16 protein-coding genes and 1 pseudogene are annotated in these 17,626 nt (G+C 65.1%); 10 read left to right on the top strand and 7 right to left on the bottom strand.

Annotated features, from left to right (window positions below; all coding sequences use genetic code 11):
• Nucleotides 1–4 precede the first annotated feature (4 nt).
• The 7 genes and pseudogenes from gabD (at nt 5) to CupriaWKF_RS28350 (ending at nt 8,335) form a co-directional block, all read left to right on the top strand.
• A complete protein-coding gene (gabD, locus tag CupriaWKF_RS28380) occupies nt 5–1,462 on the top strand; it encodes an NADP-dependent succinate-semialdehyde dehydrogenase (protein WP_276101743.1) in 1,458 nt (485 codons plus the stop codon).
• Nucleotides 1,459–1,791: a cupin domain-containing protein gene (locus CupriaWKF_RS28375; RefSeq protein ID WP_276101742.1), complete on the top strand. Its 333-nt coding sequence runs from the start codon at nt 1,459–1,461 to the stop codon at nt 1,789–1,791. The genes gabD and CupriaWKF_RS28375 overlap by 4 nt, the downstream gene beginning before the upstream one ends.
• A complete protein-coding gene (locus tag CupriaWKF_RS28370) occupies nt 1,788–3,509 on the top strand; it encodes a thiamine pyrophosphate-binding protein (protein WP_276101741.1) in 1,722 nt (573 codons plus the stop codon). Before CupriaWKF_RS28375 ends, CupriaWKF_RS28370 begins: the two co-directional genes overlap by 4 nt.
• Before the next feature lie 61 nt (nt 3,510–3,570).
• Entirely contained in the window at nt 3,571–4,644 is a 1,074-nt protein-coding gene (locus CupriaWKF_RS28365) for a histone deacetylase family protein (protein WP_276101740.1), read from the top strand.
• Between the two features lie 37 nt (nt 4,645–4,681).
• Nucleotides 4,682–5,929 (top strand): Zn-dependent hydrolase, encoded by a 1,248-nt coding sequence (locus CupriaWKF_RS28360; protein WP_276101739.1) that lies wholly within the window; start codon nt 4,682–4,684, stop codon nt 5,927–5,929.
• Nucleotides 5,926–6,840: a DMT family transporter gene (locus CupriaWKF_RS28355; protein ID WP_276101738.1), complete on the top strand. Its 915-nt coding sequence runs from the start codon at nt 5,926–5,928 to the stop codon at nt 6,838–6,840. Before CupriaWKF_RS28360 ends, CupriaWKF_RS28355 begins: the two co-directional genes overlap by 4 nt.
• Nucleotides 6,837–8,335 (top strand): annotated as a pseudogene (locus CupriaWKF_RS28350) (aldehyde dehydrogenase). The gene CupriaWKF_RS28355 and the pseudogene CupriaWKF_RS28350 overlap by 4 nt, the downstream one beginning before the upstream one ends.
• A 15-nt stretch (nt 8,336–8,350) precedes the next feature.
• On the opposite strand, the gene CupriaWKF_RS28345 reads toward CupriaWKF_RS28350, so the two are convergent.
• The 3 genes from CupriaWKF_RS28345 to CupriaWKF_RS28335 form a co-directional block, all read right to left on the bottom strand.
• Nucleotides 8,351–8,872 carry a thioredoxin domain-containing protein gene (locus tag CupriaWKF_RS28345; RefSeq protein WP_276101737.1) on the bottom strand — a complete coding sequence of 174 codons (522 nt, stop codon included), beginning with the start codon at nt 8,870–8,872 and terminating at the stop codon, nt 8,351–8,353.
• A gap of 139 nt (nt 8,873–9,011) precedes the next feature.
• A complete protein-coding gene (locus CupriaWKF_RS28340) occupies nt 9,012–9,590 on the bottom strand; it encodes a hypothetical protein (RefSeq protein WP_276101736.1) in 579 nt (192 codons plus the stop codon).
• 40 nt (nt 9,591–9,630) lie between these two features.
• Nucleotides 9,631–10,722, bottom strand: a complete 1,092-nt coding sequence (locus CupriaWKF_RS28335) for a DJ-1/PfpI family protein (protein WP_276101735.1) — start codon at nt 10,720–10,722, stop codon at nt 9,631–9,633.
• Between the two features lie 49 nt (nt 10,723–10,771).
• On the opposite strand from CupriaWKF_RS28335, the gene CupriaWKF_RS28330 reads away from it, so the two are divergent.
• Complete coding sequence (locus CupriaWKF_RS28330; RefSeq protein WP_276101734.1) at nt 10,772–11,794, top strand: DJ-1/PfpI family protein; 1,023 nt, start codon at nt 10,772–10,774, stop codon at nt 11,792–11,794.
• 119 nt (nt 11,795–11,913) lie between these two features.
• On the opposite strand, the gene CupriaWKF_RS28325 is transcribed toward CupriaWKF_RS28330, so the two are convergent.
• A complete protein-coding gene (locus tag CupriaWKF_RS28325; protein WP_276101733.1) occupies nt 11,914–12,207 on the bottom strand; it encodes a DUF1330 domain-containing protein in 294 nt (97 codons plus the stop codon).
• On the opposite strand from CupriaWKF_RS28325, the gene CupriaWKF_RS28320 reads away from it, so the two are divergent.
• Together CupriaWKF_RS28320 and CupriaWKF_RS28315 are read left to right on the top strand one after the other, a co-directional pair.
• Nucleotides 12,173–12,730, top strand: a complete 558-nt coding sequence (locus CupriaWKF_RS28320; RefSeq protein ID WP_276101732.1) for a MarR family winged helix-turn-helix transcriptional regulator — start codon at nt 12,173–12,175, stop codon at nt 12,728–12,730. The two genes, CupriaWKF_RS28325 and CupriaWKF_RS28320, sit on opposite strands and share 35 nt — an antisense overlap.
• Before the next feature lie 560 nt (nt 12,731–13,290).
• The gene (locus CupriaWKF_RS28315) at nt 13,291–13,809 is read left to right on the top strand and encodes a hypothetical protein (protein WP_276101731.1); all 519 of its coding nucleotides are present in this window, start codon (nt 13,291–13,293) and stop codon (nt 13,807–13,809) included.
• Nucleotides 13,810–13,998: 189 nt separating this feature from the next.
• Here the strand turns inward: CupriaWKF_RS28315 and CupriaWKF_RS28310 are convergent, their stop codons facing one another.
• From CupriaWKF_RS28310 to CupriaWKF_RS28300, 3 genes are all read right to left on the bottom strand, one after another.
• On the bottom strand, nt 13,999–14,667 hold the full coding sequence (locus CupriaWKF_RS28310) for a hypothetical protein (protein WP_276101730.1): 669 nt from the start codon (nt 14,665–14,667) through the stop codon (nt 13,999–14,001).
• A 37-nt stretch (nt 14,668–14,704) separates the two neighbouring features.
• On the bottom strand, nt 14,705–15,676 hold the full coding sequence (locus CupriaWKF_RS28305) for a serine protease (protein WP_276101729.1): 972 nt from the start codon (nt 15,674–15,676) through the stop codon (nt 14,705–14,707).
• Nucleotides 15,677–16,128: 452 nt separating this feature from the next.
• On the bottom strand, nt 16,129–17,394 hold the full coding sequence (locus tag CupriaWKF_RS28300) for an IS256 family transposase (RefSeq protein WP_276097757.1): 1,266 nt from the start codon (nt 17,392–17,394) through the stop codon (nt 16,129–16,131).
• Between the last annotated feature and the right edge of the window lie 232 nt (nt 17,395–17,626).

Below are 17,626 nucleotides of genomic sequence, written 5' to 3'. Positions count from 1 at the left end.
ACCCATGCAACTCAAGGATCCCGGCCTGCTGCGCGCGCAGGCCTATCTCGCCGGCAGCTGGCAGGACGCCGACAGCGGCGCCGCCTTTGCCGTCACCGACCCCGCCAGCGGCGCCCTGGTCGGTACCGTGCCCGACATGGGCGCGGCCGAGACCCGGCGCGCGATTGACGCCGCACAGGCCGCTCAGGCCGGCTGGCGCCGCAAGACGGCGCGCGAGCGCGCCACCGTGCTGCGTGCGTGGTACGAACTGATGCTCGCGCATGCCGACGATCTCGCGCTGCTGATGACCACCGAGCAAGGCAAGCCGCTGGCCGAGGCCAAAGGCGAGGTCGTGTATGCCGCGTCCTTCCTTGAATGGTTCGCGGAGGAAGCCAGGCGCGTCAGCGGCGACGTGCTGGCCACGCCGGCCAGCGACAAGCGGCTCGTGGTGGTGCGGGAGCCGGTAGGCGTGTGCGCGGCGATCACGCCGTGGAATTTCCCGCTCGCCATGATCACGCGCAAGGCCGGGCCGGCGCTCGCCGCCGGTTGCGCCATGGTACTCAAGCCGGCCGAGGACACGCCGCTGTCGGCGCTGGCGCTGGCGGTGCTGGCCGAGCGCGCCGGCCTGCCCGCGGGCCTGTTCAGCGTGATCACGGGCAACGCCGTTGCCATCGGAGGCGAGCTGACCGCGAACCCGGCGGTGCGCAAGCTCAGCTTTACCGGCTCGACCGAGGTGGGCCGCATCCTGATGCGGCAGTCCGCCGACACCATCAAGAAACTGTCGCTCGAACTTGGCGGCAACGCGCCCTTTATCGTGTTCGACGACGCCGACCTCGACGCGGCGGTGGAGGGCGCCATTGCCTCCAAGTACCGTAATGCCGGCCAGACCTGTGTCTGCGCCAACCGGCTCTACGTCCACGACAAGGTCTACGACGCGTTCGCCGCGAAACTGGTGGCAGCGGTCGCCAGGCTGAAGGTCGGCCATGGCGTCGAGCCGGGCGTGCTGCAGGGCCCGCTGATCAACGCGGAGGCGGTGGCCAAGGTCGAGGCGCATATTGCCGACGCGCTCGGCAAGGGCGCGCGCCTGCTGAGCGGCGGCAAGCGCCACGCGCTGGGCGGCACCTTCTTCGAGCCCACCGTGCTGGCCGACGTCACGCCCGCGATGCGCGTGGCGCGCGAGGAGACCTTCGGCCCGCTGGCGCCGCTGTTCCGCTTTTCCAGCGACGAAGAAGCGATCGCCATGGCCAACGATACCGAGTTCGGCCTGGCGTCGTACTTCTACAGCCGCGACATCGGCCGCGTCTGGCGCGTGGCCGAGGCGCTCGAATACGGCATGGTCGGCATCAACACCGGCCTGATCTCCAACGAGGTGGCGCCGTTCGGCGGCGTCAAGCAGTCGGGCCTGGGCCGTGAAGGCTCGAAGTACGGCCTCGACGAATACCTGGAGATCAAATACCTGTGCATGGGCGGGGTGGACCGGTGAGCGCGCCGCAAGACCGGCCCAAGGCCGTCGGCACTGTGCAGGTCGACAACGAGCGCGTGGTCGTGACCGAATGGCGCTTTGCGCCCGGCGCCGAGACCGGCCAGCATCGCCACGGCTACGACTACGTGGTGGTGCCGATGACCACCGGCGCGCTGCGCCTGCAGACGCCGGCCGGCGAGGCGGTCAGCCAGCTGATTGCCGGGCAGGCCTACTACCGTCCGGCCGGGGTCGAGCACAACGTCATCAATGCCCACGAAGGCGAATGCGTGTTCGTGGAGATCGAGATCAAGCCGGCGGCGGGCGCCGCGGGCGGAGGAAGTTGCGAATGAGCGCCACGAGTCAAGCCAATCCCGCCCTGCGCGAGCGTAATGGCGGGCAGATCCTGGTCGAGCAGCTGCGCATCCAGGGCGTGCGGCGCGTGTTCCTGGTTCCGGGCGAAAGCTACTTGCCGTGCATCGACGCGCTGTATGACCACCAGGACGCCATCACGCCGATCGTCTGCCGCCAGGAAAGCGGTGCCGGCTACATGGCCGAGGCCCACGGCAAGCTGACCGGCGAGCCCGGCGTGTGCTTCGTCACGCGCGGCCCGGGCGCCACCAATGCCAGCATCGCCGTGCATACCGCGTTCCAGGACTCGACGCCGATGATCCTGTTCGTGGGGCAGGTGGGCAACGATTTCTACGAACGCGAGGCGTTCCAGGAAATCGACTACCGCCGCATGTTCGGCCAGATGGCCAAGTGGGTCGCGCAGATCGACCGTACCGACCGCATTCCCGAGTTCATCGCACGTGCGTTCGCGGTCGCCACCAGCGGCCGTCCGGGCCCGGTGGTGCTGGCGTTGCCCGAGGACACGCTGTGGGGCAAGGCCACCGTGCCCGACATGCCGCGCTACGTGCGCAGCCACGCCGCCCCGACGCCGCAGGCGCTGGCGTCGCTGGCGGGCCTGCTGGAACAGGCCGAGCGCCCGTTCCTGATGATCGGCGGCTCCGGCTGGACTGCGCATGCGCAGCACCAGGTGGAGGGCTTTGCCGAACGTTTCGGCCTGCCGGTGGGGCTGGCGTGGCGCCGCCTGGAGTGCTTCGACAACCACCATCCCAACTACGCCGGCCACGTCGGCTGGGGCATGGGCGAGGCGCTGCGCGCGCGCATCCGCGAGTCCGACCTGCTGATTGCCGTGGGCACCCGCATGGGCGAGGCCACCACCGAAGGCTACACCGTGGTGGAAAGCCCGCTGCCGCGCCAGCGGCTGGTGCACGTCTATCCGGACCCCGAGGAACTGGGCCGGGTGTTCCGCGCGGAGCTGCCGGTCGTCGCGGACGTGGTCTCGTTCGCGGCCGCCGTGGATGGACTGCGTCCGGCGCGGGCCCACCACCGCGCGGCGCTGGTGGAACGCGCGCGCCGCGATTACCTCGACAGCCAGGCAGCGCAGGCCGCGCCCGGGCCACTGAACCTGAACCAGGCCGCCTGCCACGTGCGCGAACGCCTGCCCGAGGATGCCTGCATCACCGTCGGCGCCGGCAACTACGCCGTCTTCCCGCATACCTATTACCGCTACAAGGGCCTTGGCACCAGCCTGGCGCCGACCGTGGGCTCGATGGGCTACGGCCTGCCGGCGGCCATCTCGGCCAAGCTCGAGCATCCGCAACGCACCGTGGTCTGCTACGCCGGCGACGGTTGCTTCCAGATGAACCTGCAGGAGCTGGGCGTGGCCATGCAATACCGCCTTGGCATCGTGGTGCTGGTGTTCAACAACGGCATCTGGGGCACCATCCGCGCGCACCAGGAGCGCGAGTTCCCGGGCCGCACCATTGCGCTGGGCTTCGAGAACCCGGAATTCGCGGAACTGGCGCGCGCGTACCGCGGTTATGGCGAGGTGGTGGCCAGCGACGCCGAATTCGGCCCCGCGCTGGACCGCGCGCTCGACTTCGCGGCCACCCAGAGCATGCCGGCGCTGCTCGAACTGCGCTACGACCCGGACGGCATTGCGCCGGGCATGACGCTGTCGGGCATCCGCGCTGCGGCGCTGGCGCGTCAGGCTGCAGGATGAGCGCCGGATGAGCCGGATAAGCCGGATAAGCCGGGCTTCCCTCTACCACCATACCACGACCATGCGTGCCTTCTTCTCGGATGAACAGTTGCTGCACGAACCCCGCCAGTTCATGCGCGCGGGCCGACTGTGCAAGCCGACCGACGTGCCGGCCCGCGCGGCGGCGCTGCAGCACGCGCTGGCCGCGCGCGGCGTCGGGCTGGCCGAGCCGCCCGATTGCGGGCGCGCGCCGCTCGAGGCGGTACATAGTCCGGGCTACCTGGATTTCCTCGCCGGCGCGTATGCGCGCTGGCAGGAACTGGCACGTCCGGGCTTCGAGCCTGGCATCGAGGTGCTGCCCAATCTTTCCCCATACCACAACGGCAAGATGGGCGAACCGCGCAGGCCCGTGTGTCCGACCGATTCGGTCATCGCGCAGGCCGGCTACTACCTGGGCGACCTCAGTTGTCCGCTCGGGCCGGACAGCTGGCGCGCGATCCTGCGCGGCGCGCACAGCGCGGTGGCTGCCGCGCGCCATGTATGCGAGCGACAGGACGGGGCGGGCATGGCCTATGCACTGTGCCGTCCGTCCGGCCACCACGCCCACAGCGACCGCGCTGCGGGTTTCTGCTACGTCAACAACTCGGCCATCGCGGCGCAGACGCTGCTGAACCGCTTCGGCAAGGTGGCGGTGCTGGACGTCGACGCCCACCACGGCGACGGCACGCAGCAGATCTTCTATCACCGCTGCGACGTGATGACGATCTCGCTGCATGCCGATCCGGCCGGCTATTACCCGTTCTACACGGGCTATGCCACCGAACGCGGCTATGGCGCGGGGTATGGCTACAACCTCAATTTCCCGTTGCCGCATGGCAGCGGCGACGACGCGTTCCTGGCGGCGCTGGATGGCGCGCTCGACGCGCTGCGCGACTACCGTCCGCAGGCGGTGGTCCTGGCGCTGGGCTTCGACACCTACGAGAACGACCCCATCAGCGTGCTGAAGGTGAGCATGGACGGTTACCGCGGCATCGGCGAGCGCATCCACGCGCTGGGCCTGCCCACGGTCGTCGTGCAGGAGGGCGGCTACGAGGTCGAGGCGATCGGGCGCGGTCTCGACGCCTTCCTGGCGGGCTTCGCGCCGGCCACGGCGTAAGCCGGCGGCAGCATTTTTGGAATACTGGAGAACAGCAATGACCAGCAAGATCGCTATCGACGGCAAGCGCCTGTGGCAGTCGCTGATGGACCTGGCGCGGATCGGCGCCACGCCGAAGGGCGGCAATGCGCGGCTGGCGCTGACCGTGCTCGACGGGCAGGGCCGCGACCTCGTGTGCGGCTGGATGCGCGAGGCCGGCCTGACCGTCACGGTGGACCGCGTCGGCAATATCTTCGGCCGCCGCGCCGGGCGCAACCCTGCGTTGCCGCCGGTGATGACCGGCAGCCATATCGATACCCAGCCAACCGGCGGCAAGTTCGATGGCTGCTTTGGCGTGCTGGCGGGGCTCGAAGTCATGCGCACGCTCAATGACCACGGCGTGACCACGGAGGCCCCGCTCGAACTCGCCATCTGGACCAATGAGGAAGGCACGCGCTTTGTGCCGGTGATGATGGGCTCGGGCGTGTTCGCCGGCATTTTCCCGCTGGAAACGGCATTGGCAGCGACGGACGCAGACGGCAAGCGCGTGGCGGACGAGCTGCAGGCCATTGGCTATGCCGGCAGCGTGGAAGCAGGCGGGCGCCCGGTCGGCGCGTATTTCGAAGCGCATATCGAACAGGGCCCCGTGCTGGAAGGCGCCGGCAACGTGATCGGCGTGGTGACCGGCTCGCTTGGGCTGCGCTGGTATGACGTGACCGTGACCGGCATGGAAGCCCACGCCGGCCCGACGCCCATGCCGATGCGCCGCGACGCGTTGTATGGCGCCACCCACGTGATGCAGGAGGTGGTGCGCATCGCCAACGATTTCGCGCCGCACGGGCGCGGCACGGTGGGCGTGGTCAATGTCCACCCGGGCTCGCGCAACGTGATTCCGGGCGCGGTGAAGTTCACGGTCGACCTGCGCCACGAGGACGCCGGCAAGCTTGCCGAGATGGATGCCAGGTTCCGTGCCGCCTGCCAGGCGCTGGCGCAGGGCAAGACCACGGGTGCCCGCCTCGACGTGAGGGTCGACGACGTGCAGTACTTTGCGCCGACGCCGTTCGCACCGGAACTCGTCGACCATGTGCGGCGCGAGGCCGTGGCGCGCGGTTACAGCCACCAGGACATCGTCACAGGCGCGGGTCACGACGCCGTCTACATGGCCAGCGTGACACCGACCGCCATGATTTTCGTCCCATGCAAGGACGGCATCAGCCACAACGAAGTGGAGGATGCCCGGCCCGAGCATCTGGAAGCCGGGGCCAACGTGCTGCTGGGCGCGATGGTGGCGCAGGCCGGCGCATGAGTCCCGCGGCCCGGGGGGCGCCCGGCTGGTGCCGCGGCGGCCTGCTGTTCCTGTGCGTGGTGACGCTGTTCGCTACCGTGGACGCCACCGCCAAGCATCTGGTCGGGCGCTATCCGGCGCCGTTTCTCAATGCGGTGCGTTACGCCGCCACGCTGGCCGTCGCGGTCGCCATGCTTGCCATGTCCGGCCAACTGCGGGGCAGGCTGCGCTTCTGGGACACCCCGCACCGGGGCCTGCTGGTGGTGCGCGGGCTGATGCTGGCTGTGGTCGGCACCTGCTTCATGACCGCGCTGCTGTGGATGCCTCTGGCCGAAGCTACCGCCATCTATTTCATGGCGCCACTGATGGTGGTCGGCCTGTCGCCATGGATGCTGGGAGAGAAAGTCGGCTCACGCCAGTGGCTGGCGGTGGCGGCCGGCGTCAGCGGCATGCTGCTGATCGTGCGGCCCGGCGGTGCGGTGTCATGGCTCGGCACCGTGCTGATGCTGGCCGCCACGCTGGCCTACGCCATGCTGCAACTGCTGACGCGGCGCATGGCGGGGCAGGTGGACGCGCGCGTGCAGTACGGCGTCGCCGCACTGATCTGCATGGTGGCCACCGGCGTGCCGGCACCGTTCTTCCCGCCGCCGGTCTGGCCCGACATGGCCGACTGGCTGGCCATCCTGGCCATGGGGTTGATGAGCGCGGCGGCGCAGGTATTGCTGATCCTGGCGCTGCAGCGCGCCCCCGCTTCGCGCCTGGCGCCGCTGAATTACTTCCACTTGCTGCTGGCGCTGCTCTATAGCGCGCTGTGGTTTGGCCGCTGGCCCGACGCAATGGCGCTGGCCGGCATTGCCCTGATCGTCGTGGCGGGCCTGACGCAGACGCTGCCCGCGCCTGCCGCCATGTCAACCAAACGAGGAATCCGATGAGCGAGATACGCGACCTGTCTTACTGGCAAGCCCGCGCGGCAGCGGTGCGTCCGCAAAGCCGCGCCTATATCGGCGGCGCATGGACCGACGCCGCCGACGGCGCCACCTTCGATACCATCAACCCGGCAACCGGCCGCGTGCTGGCCAGCGTGGCCGCGTGCGGACCGGAAGACGTGGGCCGCGCGGTGGCGGCGGCGCGCCGCGCCTTCGAGCAGGGGGTCTGGGCCGGGCTGGCCCCGCGCGAGCGCAAGGCCGTGCTGCTGCGCCTGGCCGCGCTGATCGAGGCGCACCAGGAGGAACTCGCGCTGCTCGAAACGCTGGACATGGGCAAGCCCATCGGTGACACGCTGGCCTATGACATCCCGGAGGCGGCGCGTACCTACGCCTGGTATGCGGAAGCAATCGACAAGATCTACGACGAGATCGCTCCCACTGGCAGCAGCGTGCTGGCCACCATCACGCGCGAACCGCTGGGCGTGGTGGCCGCGGTGGTGCCGTGGAACTATCCGCTGCTGATGGCAAGCTGGAAGGTTGCTCCGGCGCTGGCCGCAGGCAACAGCGTCATCCTCAAGCCGGCCGAACAAGCGCCGCTGACCGCGCTGCGCCTGGCAGAGTTGGCCGCGCAAGCGGGCATTCCCGCGGGCGTGTTCAACGTGGTCCCGGACTGGGCGCGCAAGCCGGACAGGCACTCGGCCTGCATCCCGACGTGGACTGCATTGCGTTCACCGGGTCCACGGCCACCGGCAAGCGCTTCATGGAGTACTCGGGCCAGTCCAATCTCAAGCGCGTCTGGCTTGAGTGCGGCGGCAAGTCGCCGCATATCGTCTTCGACGACTGCCCGGACCTCGACCGCGCCGCGCAGGCGGCCGCCATCGGTATCTTCAACAACCAGGGCGAGATCTGCATTGCCGGGTCGCGGCTTTACGTGCAGCGTGCGGTGTACGAGTGCTTCATGGCGAAGCTGGAGGCTTGCGCCAGGGCCATGCAGCCGGGCGACCCGCTCGACCCGGCCTCCGCCATGGGTGCCATCGTCGACGCGCGCCAGCTCGACCGCGTGATGTCGTATGTGGAAGGCGGGCAGCGGGAGGGCGCGAGGCTGCGTCTGGGCGGCGAGCGCGTGCGCACGGATACCGGCGGCTTCTTTCTGCAGCCGACCATCTTCGAATGCCCGAGCCAGTCGCTTGCCATCGTGCGCGAGGAAATCTTTGGCCCGGTGCTGGCCGTGACCGTGTTCGATACCGAGGACGAAGTCGTGCGCATGGCCAACGATTCGCCGTATGGCCTGGGATCGGGCCTATGGACCGCGAACCTGGCGCGGGCCCACCGGGTGTCGCGCCGGCTTCGGGCCGGGCTGGTGTGGGTCAACTGCTATATGGACGGCGACGTCACCGTGCCGTTCGGCGGCGTCAAGCAGTCGGGGTCCGGGCGCGATAAGTCGCTGCACGCGCTGGACAAGTACACCGACCTCAAGACCACCTGGATCAGCCTGGCGTGAGGACGTCCGGCCCGCTCAGCGGGTCAGCGCCGTATCAATGGCCCGCTGCAGCCGTTCCATGCCGAAGGTCACGTCCTGCACCACGCCATTGACGAAGAACGACGGCGTGCCGCGCACCTGCCATTGCGTGGCGCCGCGCATGTCGTCGCGGATGTGCGGCAGGTGCGCATGCGCGGACATGTCCTGGTCATAGCGGTCCAGGTCCATGCCAAGCATGCCGGCGTAGTGGCGCAACGCGTCAGCCTTGAGGCCGTCCGGCTTCTCGTGCAGCAGGCGGTACATCTGCCAGAACTTATGCTGCGCGCCGGCCGCTTCCGCGCATTCGGCGGCGGCTTCGGCCGATGGGTGCCAGTGCGACATTGGATAGTGGCGGTAGACGAAACGCACCTGCGGGCCATAGTGCTCCATCAGGATCTTCATGGCGCCGTAGGCGATGCGGCAGTATTCGCATTCGAAATCGCCGTACTCGACGACGGTGACCCTGGCGGTGTCGGGGCCGATGGCGTGATCGGCGGGGGTGATGGCGACGTCTGGCATAAGGCGCTCCGGTGCGTGGGCGGGCGGCCCGGGGAGTTTCAGTTTAGGCGCAGACGGGGTGTAGTGGGAGAGGCGGGTTGGGAATTGGGCGATTACCTGGTGTCTGCTCACTTGGCATCGGGCTGCATCTGCCCATGCCTTACGGGACCGCCCGAGCTGCGTTCCATAGATCGTGCGGATCGACATCCGCATACCATGCATCAAACTGTGCCCGCCATTGGGCAAATGGCTCGCTCAGCGTGGCGCGCGGATCTTTGCTCAGCGCATATGCCATACCTTCGATCAGCCAGCCCGGCTTGGTGAGCAATGCAATATTGCCGAGCGACTCTGCCTGACGGTGATGGATCATCTCATGCGCGAGGTAGAAGGGCGCCCAGCCGCGCGGCGCTATGATCAGGCCAGAATTTCCTACCGCCATGGCAGCGCGCGATCCCAGGCCAAATGTCTCGGCGCACGCCTGGGTCGTGCAGAACACCACGCGAGGTGCGGCAAGGAACGGTCCAACGGCTTCAGTCGTCGATTCAAATCCCGCGTGATACAGGGCACGTGCATCCCCCAGTTTCCGGATGTCATCAATGCAGACATCGGCATCAGGGCACGATATACCCGGCATGATCGCAGGCACAACCACCCGCAGTGGTTTGACGAAGGCAAGCGCAGCGGCTGGTATTGCGACAACGGTGCCAATGAGGACAGATACGGCGAGCTTGATTTTCATGGATTCGGTAAAGTAGCAGTGAGTCGATCCCGTACGTGCATCAGAAGCCGCCGCGGTCATCGTACTCCATGGTGAGTTCGACCAGCTTGCGCGTGGCGTGACCATAGCGTTGACCGATGTCTATCAACGTGCTGCGCAGTTGATTGGCCGGCAATGTGTCCGGTCCCAAGCGTACCCAATAGGCGTTGCCATGGGTAGTGGGCGATGCCGGCTCAAGCGTCAAGCCGCTGCGCATCTGTACGGAACCTGATGCCACGGCCACGGCCGTTGATCTGTAGGTCCGCGACCAGGCGTCTGCTGCCAGCGCGAGCTGAATGTCATCGATGCCATCCTTCACGGGAATCGCTATTGTTTCGCGTCGCCAGAACGTGAGGGTATTGATGGCGAGCGTCTGAAGGTTGCGCGCATCGATTCGGAAGGGGGTGGCATCATGGGTGGTCCCCCAATCGCTCGCGCCAATCGAATCTGCTACCGATGTCGCCCGCGCTCGGCCGGCAATGGCTTCGATAATGGCCACACTGATCGGCACGGATGCGCTAACGCCCGTTGTCGAAACGATGCCGTGGTCGGCAATGTAGCGGCGATTGGGCACGTGGATGGCACCTGGGTGTCGGGCAATCAGTGTGGCCTTGTCATACCAGTGCCCGGCGAACCGACGATGATCGAGGAGTCCGGCGTTGCCTGCCACCAGGGCGCCCGAGCATATCGCTACGATCACAGCACCTTTCGCAGCCTGTGTGTGAATCCAGCCGATGATGACGGGGTCGTTGTCGGAATGCATCGCTGGCACGATGACGTAGTCCGCGCCCATTGGATATCGGCGGTCGAAGGACGCCACGTCATTCGGCAGGTCGATGGCGAGTGCGGGCATCAGATTCACTCGTCCCGGTTTTGAAGCCACGGCCTCTACGGTGGCAACGTTTGCCCGGCGCAATACGGCGTAGGGCACCAGAAAATCGGTGGTTTCCGTACCTTCGTTAAGCGCAAGCACCGCAATGACCGGCTGTTTCTGGCGAGGCGGAGGGATTGGCATGTCGCCGGCGGAGATAGAATTCCGGGCGTGGGTTGCCCCACTGGCCATCTGCAGACTAGCCATCACAACGATTGAGACGAACCTGAACGGGAATGCCACGCTATTTTCTCGAAATCCTGAACATGCCCGCAGGGTACGGAGCACGCTGATGGCGAGCAAGGACAACGTTGCCGCGCTTTCTGCCAGCATCGGCGCAAGCGCGGTGTCGACCCGCCACGTCGTTCTGGTGGCGTTCGACGGGGTCGAGGCCATCGACGTCGCCGGACCGGCTAGTGCGCTGAGCAAGGCAGCCGGGTACGTTCCAGGCGCCTATCGACTGACTATTGCCTCGCCAAGCGGCGGGGATGTCAGAACCAACGCTGGCCTGGCCATTGCCGCGACCGAAAGCCTGAGCGCAGTGGCGGTCCCCATCGACACACTCATCGTGGCAGGAGGAGATGAGCCGGCCTTGCGTGCTGCCATCGTCGAGCAAGGGGTTGGCGAATGGGTGGCGCGCATGGCCCCCGTGGTTCGACGCGTGGCCAGTGTTTGTACAGGTGCGTTTGCCCTGGCGGCGGCCGGCATCCTCGACGGCAGGCAATGCACTACGCACAGGAATGCATGCGCGATGCTGCAATCGATGTTTCCGAAGGCTCATGTACTGAACGACCCCATCTACGTGCGCGACGATGGTCTCTGGACTTCCGCTGGTGTTACCACGGGACTCGACATGACGCTTGCGATGATTGCGGCCGACCTGGGTCAGCCTGTGGCGATAGAGATCGCACGCAATTTGGCCGTCCACATGCTGCGCGGCAGCACCGAATCGCAGGAGAGTCGCACGTTGGCGGCACAGGCGGGCGCAACGCCGCGCGTGCGAGGGTTGGTGACCTGGATCATGAACAATCTGTCAGGCGATCTTTCGGTCGAGGCGATGGCGCAGCGGGTCCTCATGAGCCCGCGCAATCTGGCCAGGGCATTTGTGGCCGAGACCGGCAGCACCCCTGCAGCCTTTGTCACGCGGGCGCGATTGGAACGGGCCACGACGCTACTCCTGCAAACGGATTGGCCGCAGGAGAGGATCGCCTCGGAGAGTGGCTTTCGGTCCGTGGACGCCTTTCAGCGGGCGTTTGGTCGAGAGAAGGGCTGCACTCCCAACATGTACCGCTCGAATGGTGGACAGTCGGTTTGATTGCATGAGGTCTTCATGCTGATTGGCTGCAACCAGCTTTACTCGACCGGCTGCCCACTTGCAGGGTGCGCCCGTCCCATACCGACCCGCTGCGGACCTTTGCCCCCGCAAGCGATCACTCACGATTGCGTTTCGACGATGAACATCCTCGCTTCCTGGGCGTCCCGGCGTTCGGCCTTGATCGGCGCATATTTCTCGGAATTGTAGAAAGCTAGCGCTTGCGGAAGAGTCGGAAACTCAAAAACGCCGGCCATTGGCAGCGGAGCCTCGTTCCCCTCAAGAATCTGCGCGACAGGCCCGAAATGTAAAATTCTCCCTCCTGCCTCTTGCAGTGCCGCCTGAAAGCGTGGGGCAAGCGCTGCTTGCTTGGCAGAGTCGATGACGCGCAGATTGACGTGTACGTATGCTGGCATTGGTTCCTCGCTTAATAGTGTATATACATTATTAAGCAAGAGCGAGGTTGTCAAGGAGATAGATGTGAACGCGTTTGATCCAGAAATTCTGCAGAGTATCGCCGTTGAGTGCCCGGGCTTCCAGGCGCGTGCAACGGCACGGGCACTCACGCGGTATTACAACGCTTGCTTCAGACCTCTCGGACTGACCGCCGAGCAATTCAGCCTCTTGATTGGGATAGGAGCAGACGAGGGGGCGACGCTCGTCGAACTTGCCGAAAGGGCCGGGGTCGATCCGACCACCCTTAGTCGGAATGTTCAGCATCTGGAGAGCCGAGATTTGGTCCGCACTGAAGGTGGGCGCGGCCGCGCAGGAAAGCGGCTCACCCTGACGACGTCCGGGCGCCAACTCGTGGCTGACGCGTTACCGGTGTGGAGCTCGGCTAAGGCAGATCTTGCTGATCGCATGGGTGCGGAAAGGCTTCGCTCGGCAAGGCAAGCAATGAAGGCGTTGGCCAAGGCAGCAGAACCCTCGTCTACATAACGCGCTCTACTCCAGGGACCGATTCCGGCTGCATGCGGCCGGACGCTGAACACAGCCGAGCGCTCTTCCCGGACCGGCCCGCGTGGGGCAGAGGACGACCTTCTTTGCCGTTCGGCGTGACCGGGTCGAACGGCGGTAGTGAACGGGGAATCGGTCATCCGCTTCATTCTGCCCTACCGTTGACGCTGGGTTCCCCGGGGTGTCCCGAAGCATCAAACCGGATGCTGATAGCCGTTGGCGAGCCGACCCTGAACTTCCCAGTCGATGTGCCTTTGGCGACGCATGCGAGATTGTGACTGGTGCGACTGGTAGAAAGGCCGCCGGTCTTTGGCTGCCTGGTGTCACATGCGTCGGGGTCTGGCTTTGTTCCGCTTCTGGCGATATACGAAGATGAGGTGGTTCAATTAGGTTGTCATTCCTTTGACGCTGCTCTTCAATGGAGTGGGTATGGTCGCGTCGCTCTTGTGGCCGTACCTGGCGACTCCATTGCCTAGATGCTCGCTGCTTGGCGCTGTGGCGGAGGGTACATTCATTGTTCGAAGAACTGACGAGCTACTGTGATGAACACCATTGCGCTACGCGGTCTGCTCCTTCTGGTCTCGATGAGCACCGCAACTTGGCAATCGGCACAGACAATAGGCGAGGCGGAGAAGAGCATCGAAAAAGGTCCGGTGGAAAAGCGAGTGGATGCCATCGCGTCCATTCAGCCCGGTCTTGGCGCGGTCATGCACGAGATGGGGCGCCGCTTTGTCGATATTTACCGGGCAGCTAATGGCGGAAACTTGGGACTTGCACAATATGAACTCAGGGAGCTACTTGAAGCGCAAGAGATTGGTGAGGTAACGAGACCACAGCGCGCCCCGATGCTAAAGGCCAATGAGCAAACGTACCTATTGCCGCTGAGCAAGGCGATCGAAAAACAAGATATCAACCAATTCAACCGACATTTTTCCGAGGCTGTCAACGGTTGCAACGCTTGCCATACTTCGCTTGGGTACGGATTCATAAAATTCAAAATACCAACGGCAAAAGATCAGGAATTTCTGGATTTTTCCATGAAGACGAATCCAAGCAAGTAATTGTTGCGCCTCGCAATTCCGGTATGTCTTTCAGGATTGCGGTCGCACGATTGCGCTCCGTCGAACGTCAGATGGGCGGGCGGAAGCCGACATTCGAACCCCGAATGGTCGCTAATGACGCTTCATGGCGTGCGCCAGATTGCCCCGACACCCGCCATGCCGATGCAAGCCGGCCCAATCCCGCCAGCATCAATTCGTCGGCAGCAGGTCCTGCAGGTCTTTCAGCGTCGGCTTGCCAGAAATGGTCGCGGGTGTCACGGCGCGAGCGGGCGTGATGTCGTCGGGACGCGGCTTGGGAATGGCCGACGCATCCAGCCTGCCGCTGCGGTCCAGCGGAATCGGCGAGCAGCCGGCCAGCAAGCCGTCGGCCTTCAGTTTGTTGGTGAGTTCGATGGCAAAGACCGCGCCACGCTCGGCAAGCGGAATCGTCGCGCTGCCTCGGCCGAACGCGAACTTCGCGCGCCATACGGCGCGATTCTGGGTCACGTCGGCCAGCGTGGTGTTGTACTCGATGGACAGCCGGTCGCCGCCAACCTGCACAACGCCGCCGCCGCTGACAATCGTCAACACCGCATCGGGCTGGAACGCGGCGGCCCTGGCGATCGCCGGCCCGCGATCGAGTTCGAGTCCGGTGACATCCTCGAATGCGGCGGTGGCACTGCAACCGCGCAAGATGTCGCGGAACTTGGCACGGAAGGTCGGCGCGAAGCCAGGTCCCCAACCCACCCCCGACGCGGCGATCACATAGATGCGTCTGGGCTGTTGTGCGTAGTCCTGCGCGCGGACGCTCGTCACCGCTGTGCGGGGCGCGCAGGCAGCCAGGCCAAGCATGAGCGTGGCCAATGCTGCCAGTCGCATGCCGCGTCTCTGGCCGTTCCGATGATCGACGCCGGTGTCAGGAACCAGTGTACGCATACGTGAAATAGTACGATGAGGAAACGGAACGCATGGTGTACGTATCGCCCCGGTGGCTCAGGCGATAGCAGGTCTGCATGACGTTGAAACTTGGATTGCCCATGGTGAAGCAAACCTCGTCCGTGCCCGGTGTCACGTTGAACTGGCCGCTTGAATAGCCTCGCGTGCGGGTATTGGTCACGCCGAACGATCCGTCGGGGCTGAATTGCATTTCCAGCGCCGCGCCGCTTGGTGCCGTGGCAACGATCCGTCCGATCGATGCGAAGTGGCGGTTCAATTCGTCGCCCGATATCGATTGCTCGGGGCCGGTCGGCGGAACGCGTGCCGGCGCGACGGCAGCCGTAGTGGCATTGCCGGCAGTCGTGGCGGCCTGCTCGGCGCGGAATTTCTGCAGTGCGACGGTGGCGCGTGCCGGTACCTGGTCGATCCACGTCGCAGGAATCGCAAAGTTCAGGTTCTGCGCGTCGCGAATGGTCATGTACGAGACGCCGATCAGCCGGCCCTCCTCATCGAACAGACCACCGCCGCTGGACCCCGGTGAAATCGGCGCGGTCATCTGGATGCGGACAATGTTGTTGTCCTTGTCGCGATGCAGCGCAGCCAGGAGACCGTCGGAAAGCGTCAGTTCCAGCCCACGCGGCGCGCCCAGTGCGTAAACCTTTTCGCCGACTTTCAGCGTGGAGAGCGGGGCCACAGGAACGGCCGGTGCAACCAGCCCCTTGGCCTTGATGATGCAGAGATCGCGATCCACGTCCGCATATTCGAGCCGCGCGCCATGCGCGGTGTTATCGTGCTTGACGGAAATCGACTTGCCTCGCACCAGCACGTGGCAGTTGGTGACCAGCGTTTCGGGACCGATGACGACCGCGCTGCCCATCCGCGTCGGATGGTCCTGCGCATCGAAAACGCGCACGACCCAGATGCTGGGCGCGCGCATTTCATAGATCTTCACTGCCTCCAGCGCCAGGGCTGGTGCCGCCGGAAGCAGTCCGGCAAGTAGGCAGGCCGTCAGTGTCGACAGCTTCCTGATCCCGCCGCGGGCTGGCGTGCCACGGCTATTCCGATGTTCTGTGCGCATCCGTGAAGCGTGTCCCGCAGTCTTGTTGGTATGGGAATGACGGTAATGGGGAACGGCGTGCGGAGTTTAACGGAATGCGGTCGGAAATATTGAACGCGTTGTATGAACCCCACGGGAGGAGGGCGGGCGCAATGTGTATGTCAGACAGGCGAAGCTTGGGAGGTTGTCTTGGGAAGCTTGCATACGGCCATCTCCTCACGCTGTCGTCCTCTGCTTTCGCGCCGGAACCGCGTTGGTGCGTGGCCGGTCCAGCGCTGAAATGCCCGGCGAAACGCTTCCTGGCGGGCCTGTCCGTATTTTTGTGTGCGAGGCGGTTTTGAATTCTGTCAGCTTCGAGCGGCAGTAAATCGCTCGCCATACAGAATAGCAAACTGATTCATGGCGGACTTCCAGTCATAGGTCGTGCGAACGGACTTGGTCAGCACGTTGCGCAGCGCCAGCCACAGCAACTTGATCGCAGCTTCATCCGAAGGGAAGTGGCCCCGGGTCTTGATGATCTTGCGCAACTGCATGTTCAAGCTCTCAATGGCATTCGTGGTGTAGATCACACGCCGGATGTCGGGCGGGAACACGAAGAACGGTATGACGTGCTCCCAGGCGCGTCGCCACGACTGCACGATCATCGGGTACTTGGCTCCCCACGGGCCGTCGGCGAAGTCCTGCAGCGCCTGCCCGGCCTCTTGTTCGCTGGCCGCGCTGTAGATCGGACGCAGCGCCTGTGCCAGCACCTTGCGGTCCTTATAGTTGGCGTATTCCAGGCTGTTGCGGATCAAATGCACAATGCAGGTCTGCACCGTCGTGCGGGGATAGGCCGTGGCAACGGCCTCCGTCAACCCCTTGAGGCCGTCGACCACTGCGATCAGGATGTCCTGGCAGCCTCGGTTCTTGAGTTCATTGAAGACCTTGAGCCAGAACTTGGCGCCTTCGGTCTGCTCGACCCACAGGCCCAGCACGTCGCGCTGGCCATCTGCCTGGATTCCCAATGCCAGATACACGGCCTTATTGCTGACGATGCCGTCACTGCGGATCTTGACCCGCAACGCGTCGAAGAACACGACCGGGTACATGGCCTCAAGCGGACGGTTCTGCCAGGCGATGGTCTCGGCCATGACCTCGTCGGTGACCGAGCTGATGAAGTCCGGGGAGACTTCGGTGCCGTAGCTCTCGGCCAGAAACGCCTGGATCTCGCGCACGCTCATGCCGCGCGCGTACATGGCGATAATGCGCTCATCGAAGCCGGTAAAGCGCCGTTCGTGCTTCGGGATCAGAACCGGATCGAAACTGCCATCGCGGTCGCGTGGCAGTTCGACCCGCACCGGGCCGCGGTCGGTGATCACGGTCTTGCCGCTCAGACCGTTACGCGCATTGGACTGCTCGGCCGGCTTGGGCTCGCCTGGCTTGTAGCCCAAATGCATGCTCATCTCGGCGCTCATCGCCCGCTCGATGATGGCCTTGTTGAACGCCAGCATCAGATCCTGGACCTCGCCGGGCGTCATCGGCCCTTTAACCAACTCATCAAGCAAGCCGTCAGGCAAGGCAGGCAGCGGCCCGCGGGCCGCTGCCTGAGACGCCACCGTACGTTTCTTCTTCATCGGCATATCCATGGTCATTACCTCTCATGATATGCCTCGTACACAAATTTCCGGATAGGTCCTTCCTGGCTGGCAAAGCCAAGCTGCTCCGCGATCCTTCCCACCGACCAGTTGGTCGCGCACAGGCACCGGGGTGCGTTCATATAAGTAAGTCGCCGGCTACGCCGGCGAAACAGCGGCGCCCGCCAAACACGACCGCCCCAACCCCAACCAAAAAGCCCCCGCCGGCCAC

It is taken from the genome of Cupriavidus sp. WKF15, from assembly GCF_029278605.1.
Lineage (GTDB): Bacteria > Pseudomonadota > Gammaproteobacteria > Burkholderiales > Burkholderiaceae > Cupriavidus.
Note: the sequence above shows the minus strand (reverse complement) of the source record. Positions and strands in the feature narration are given on the sequence as shown.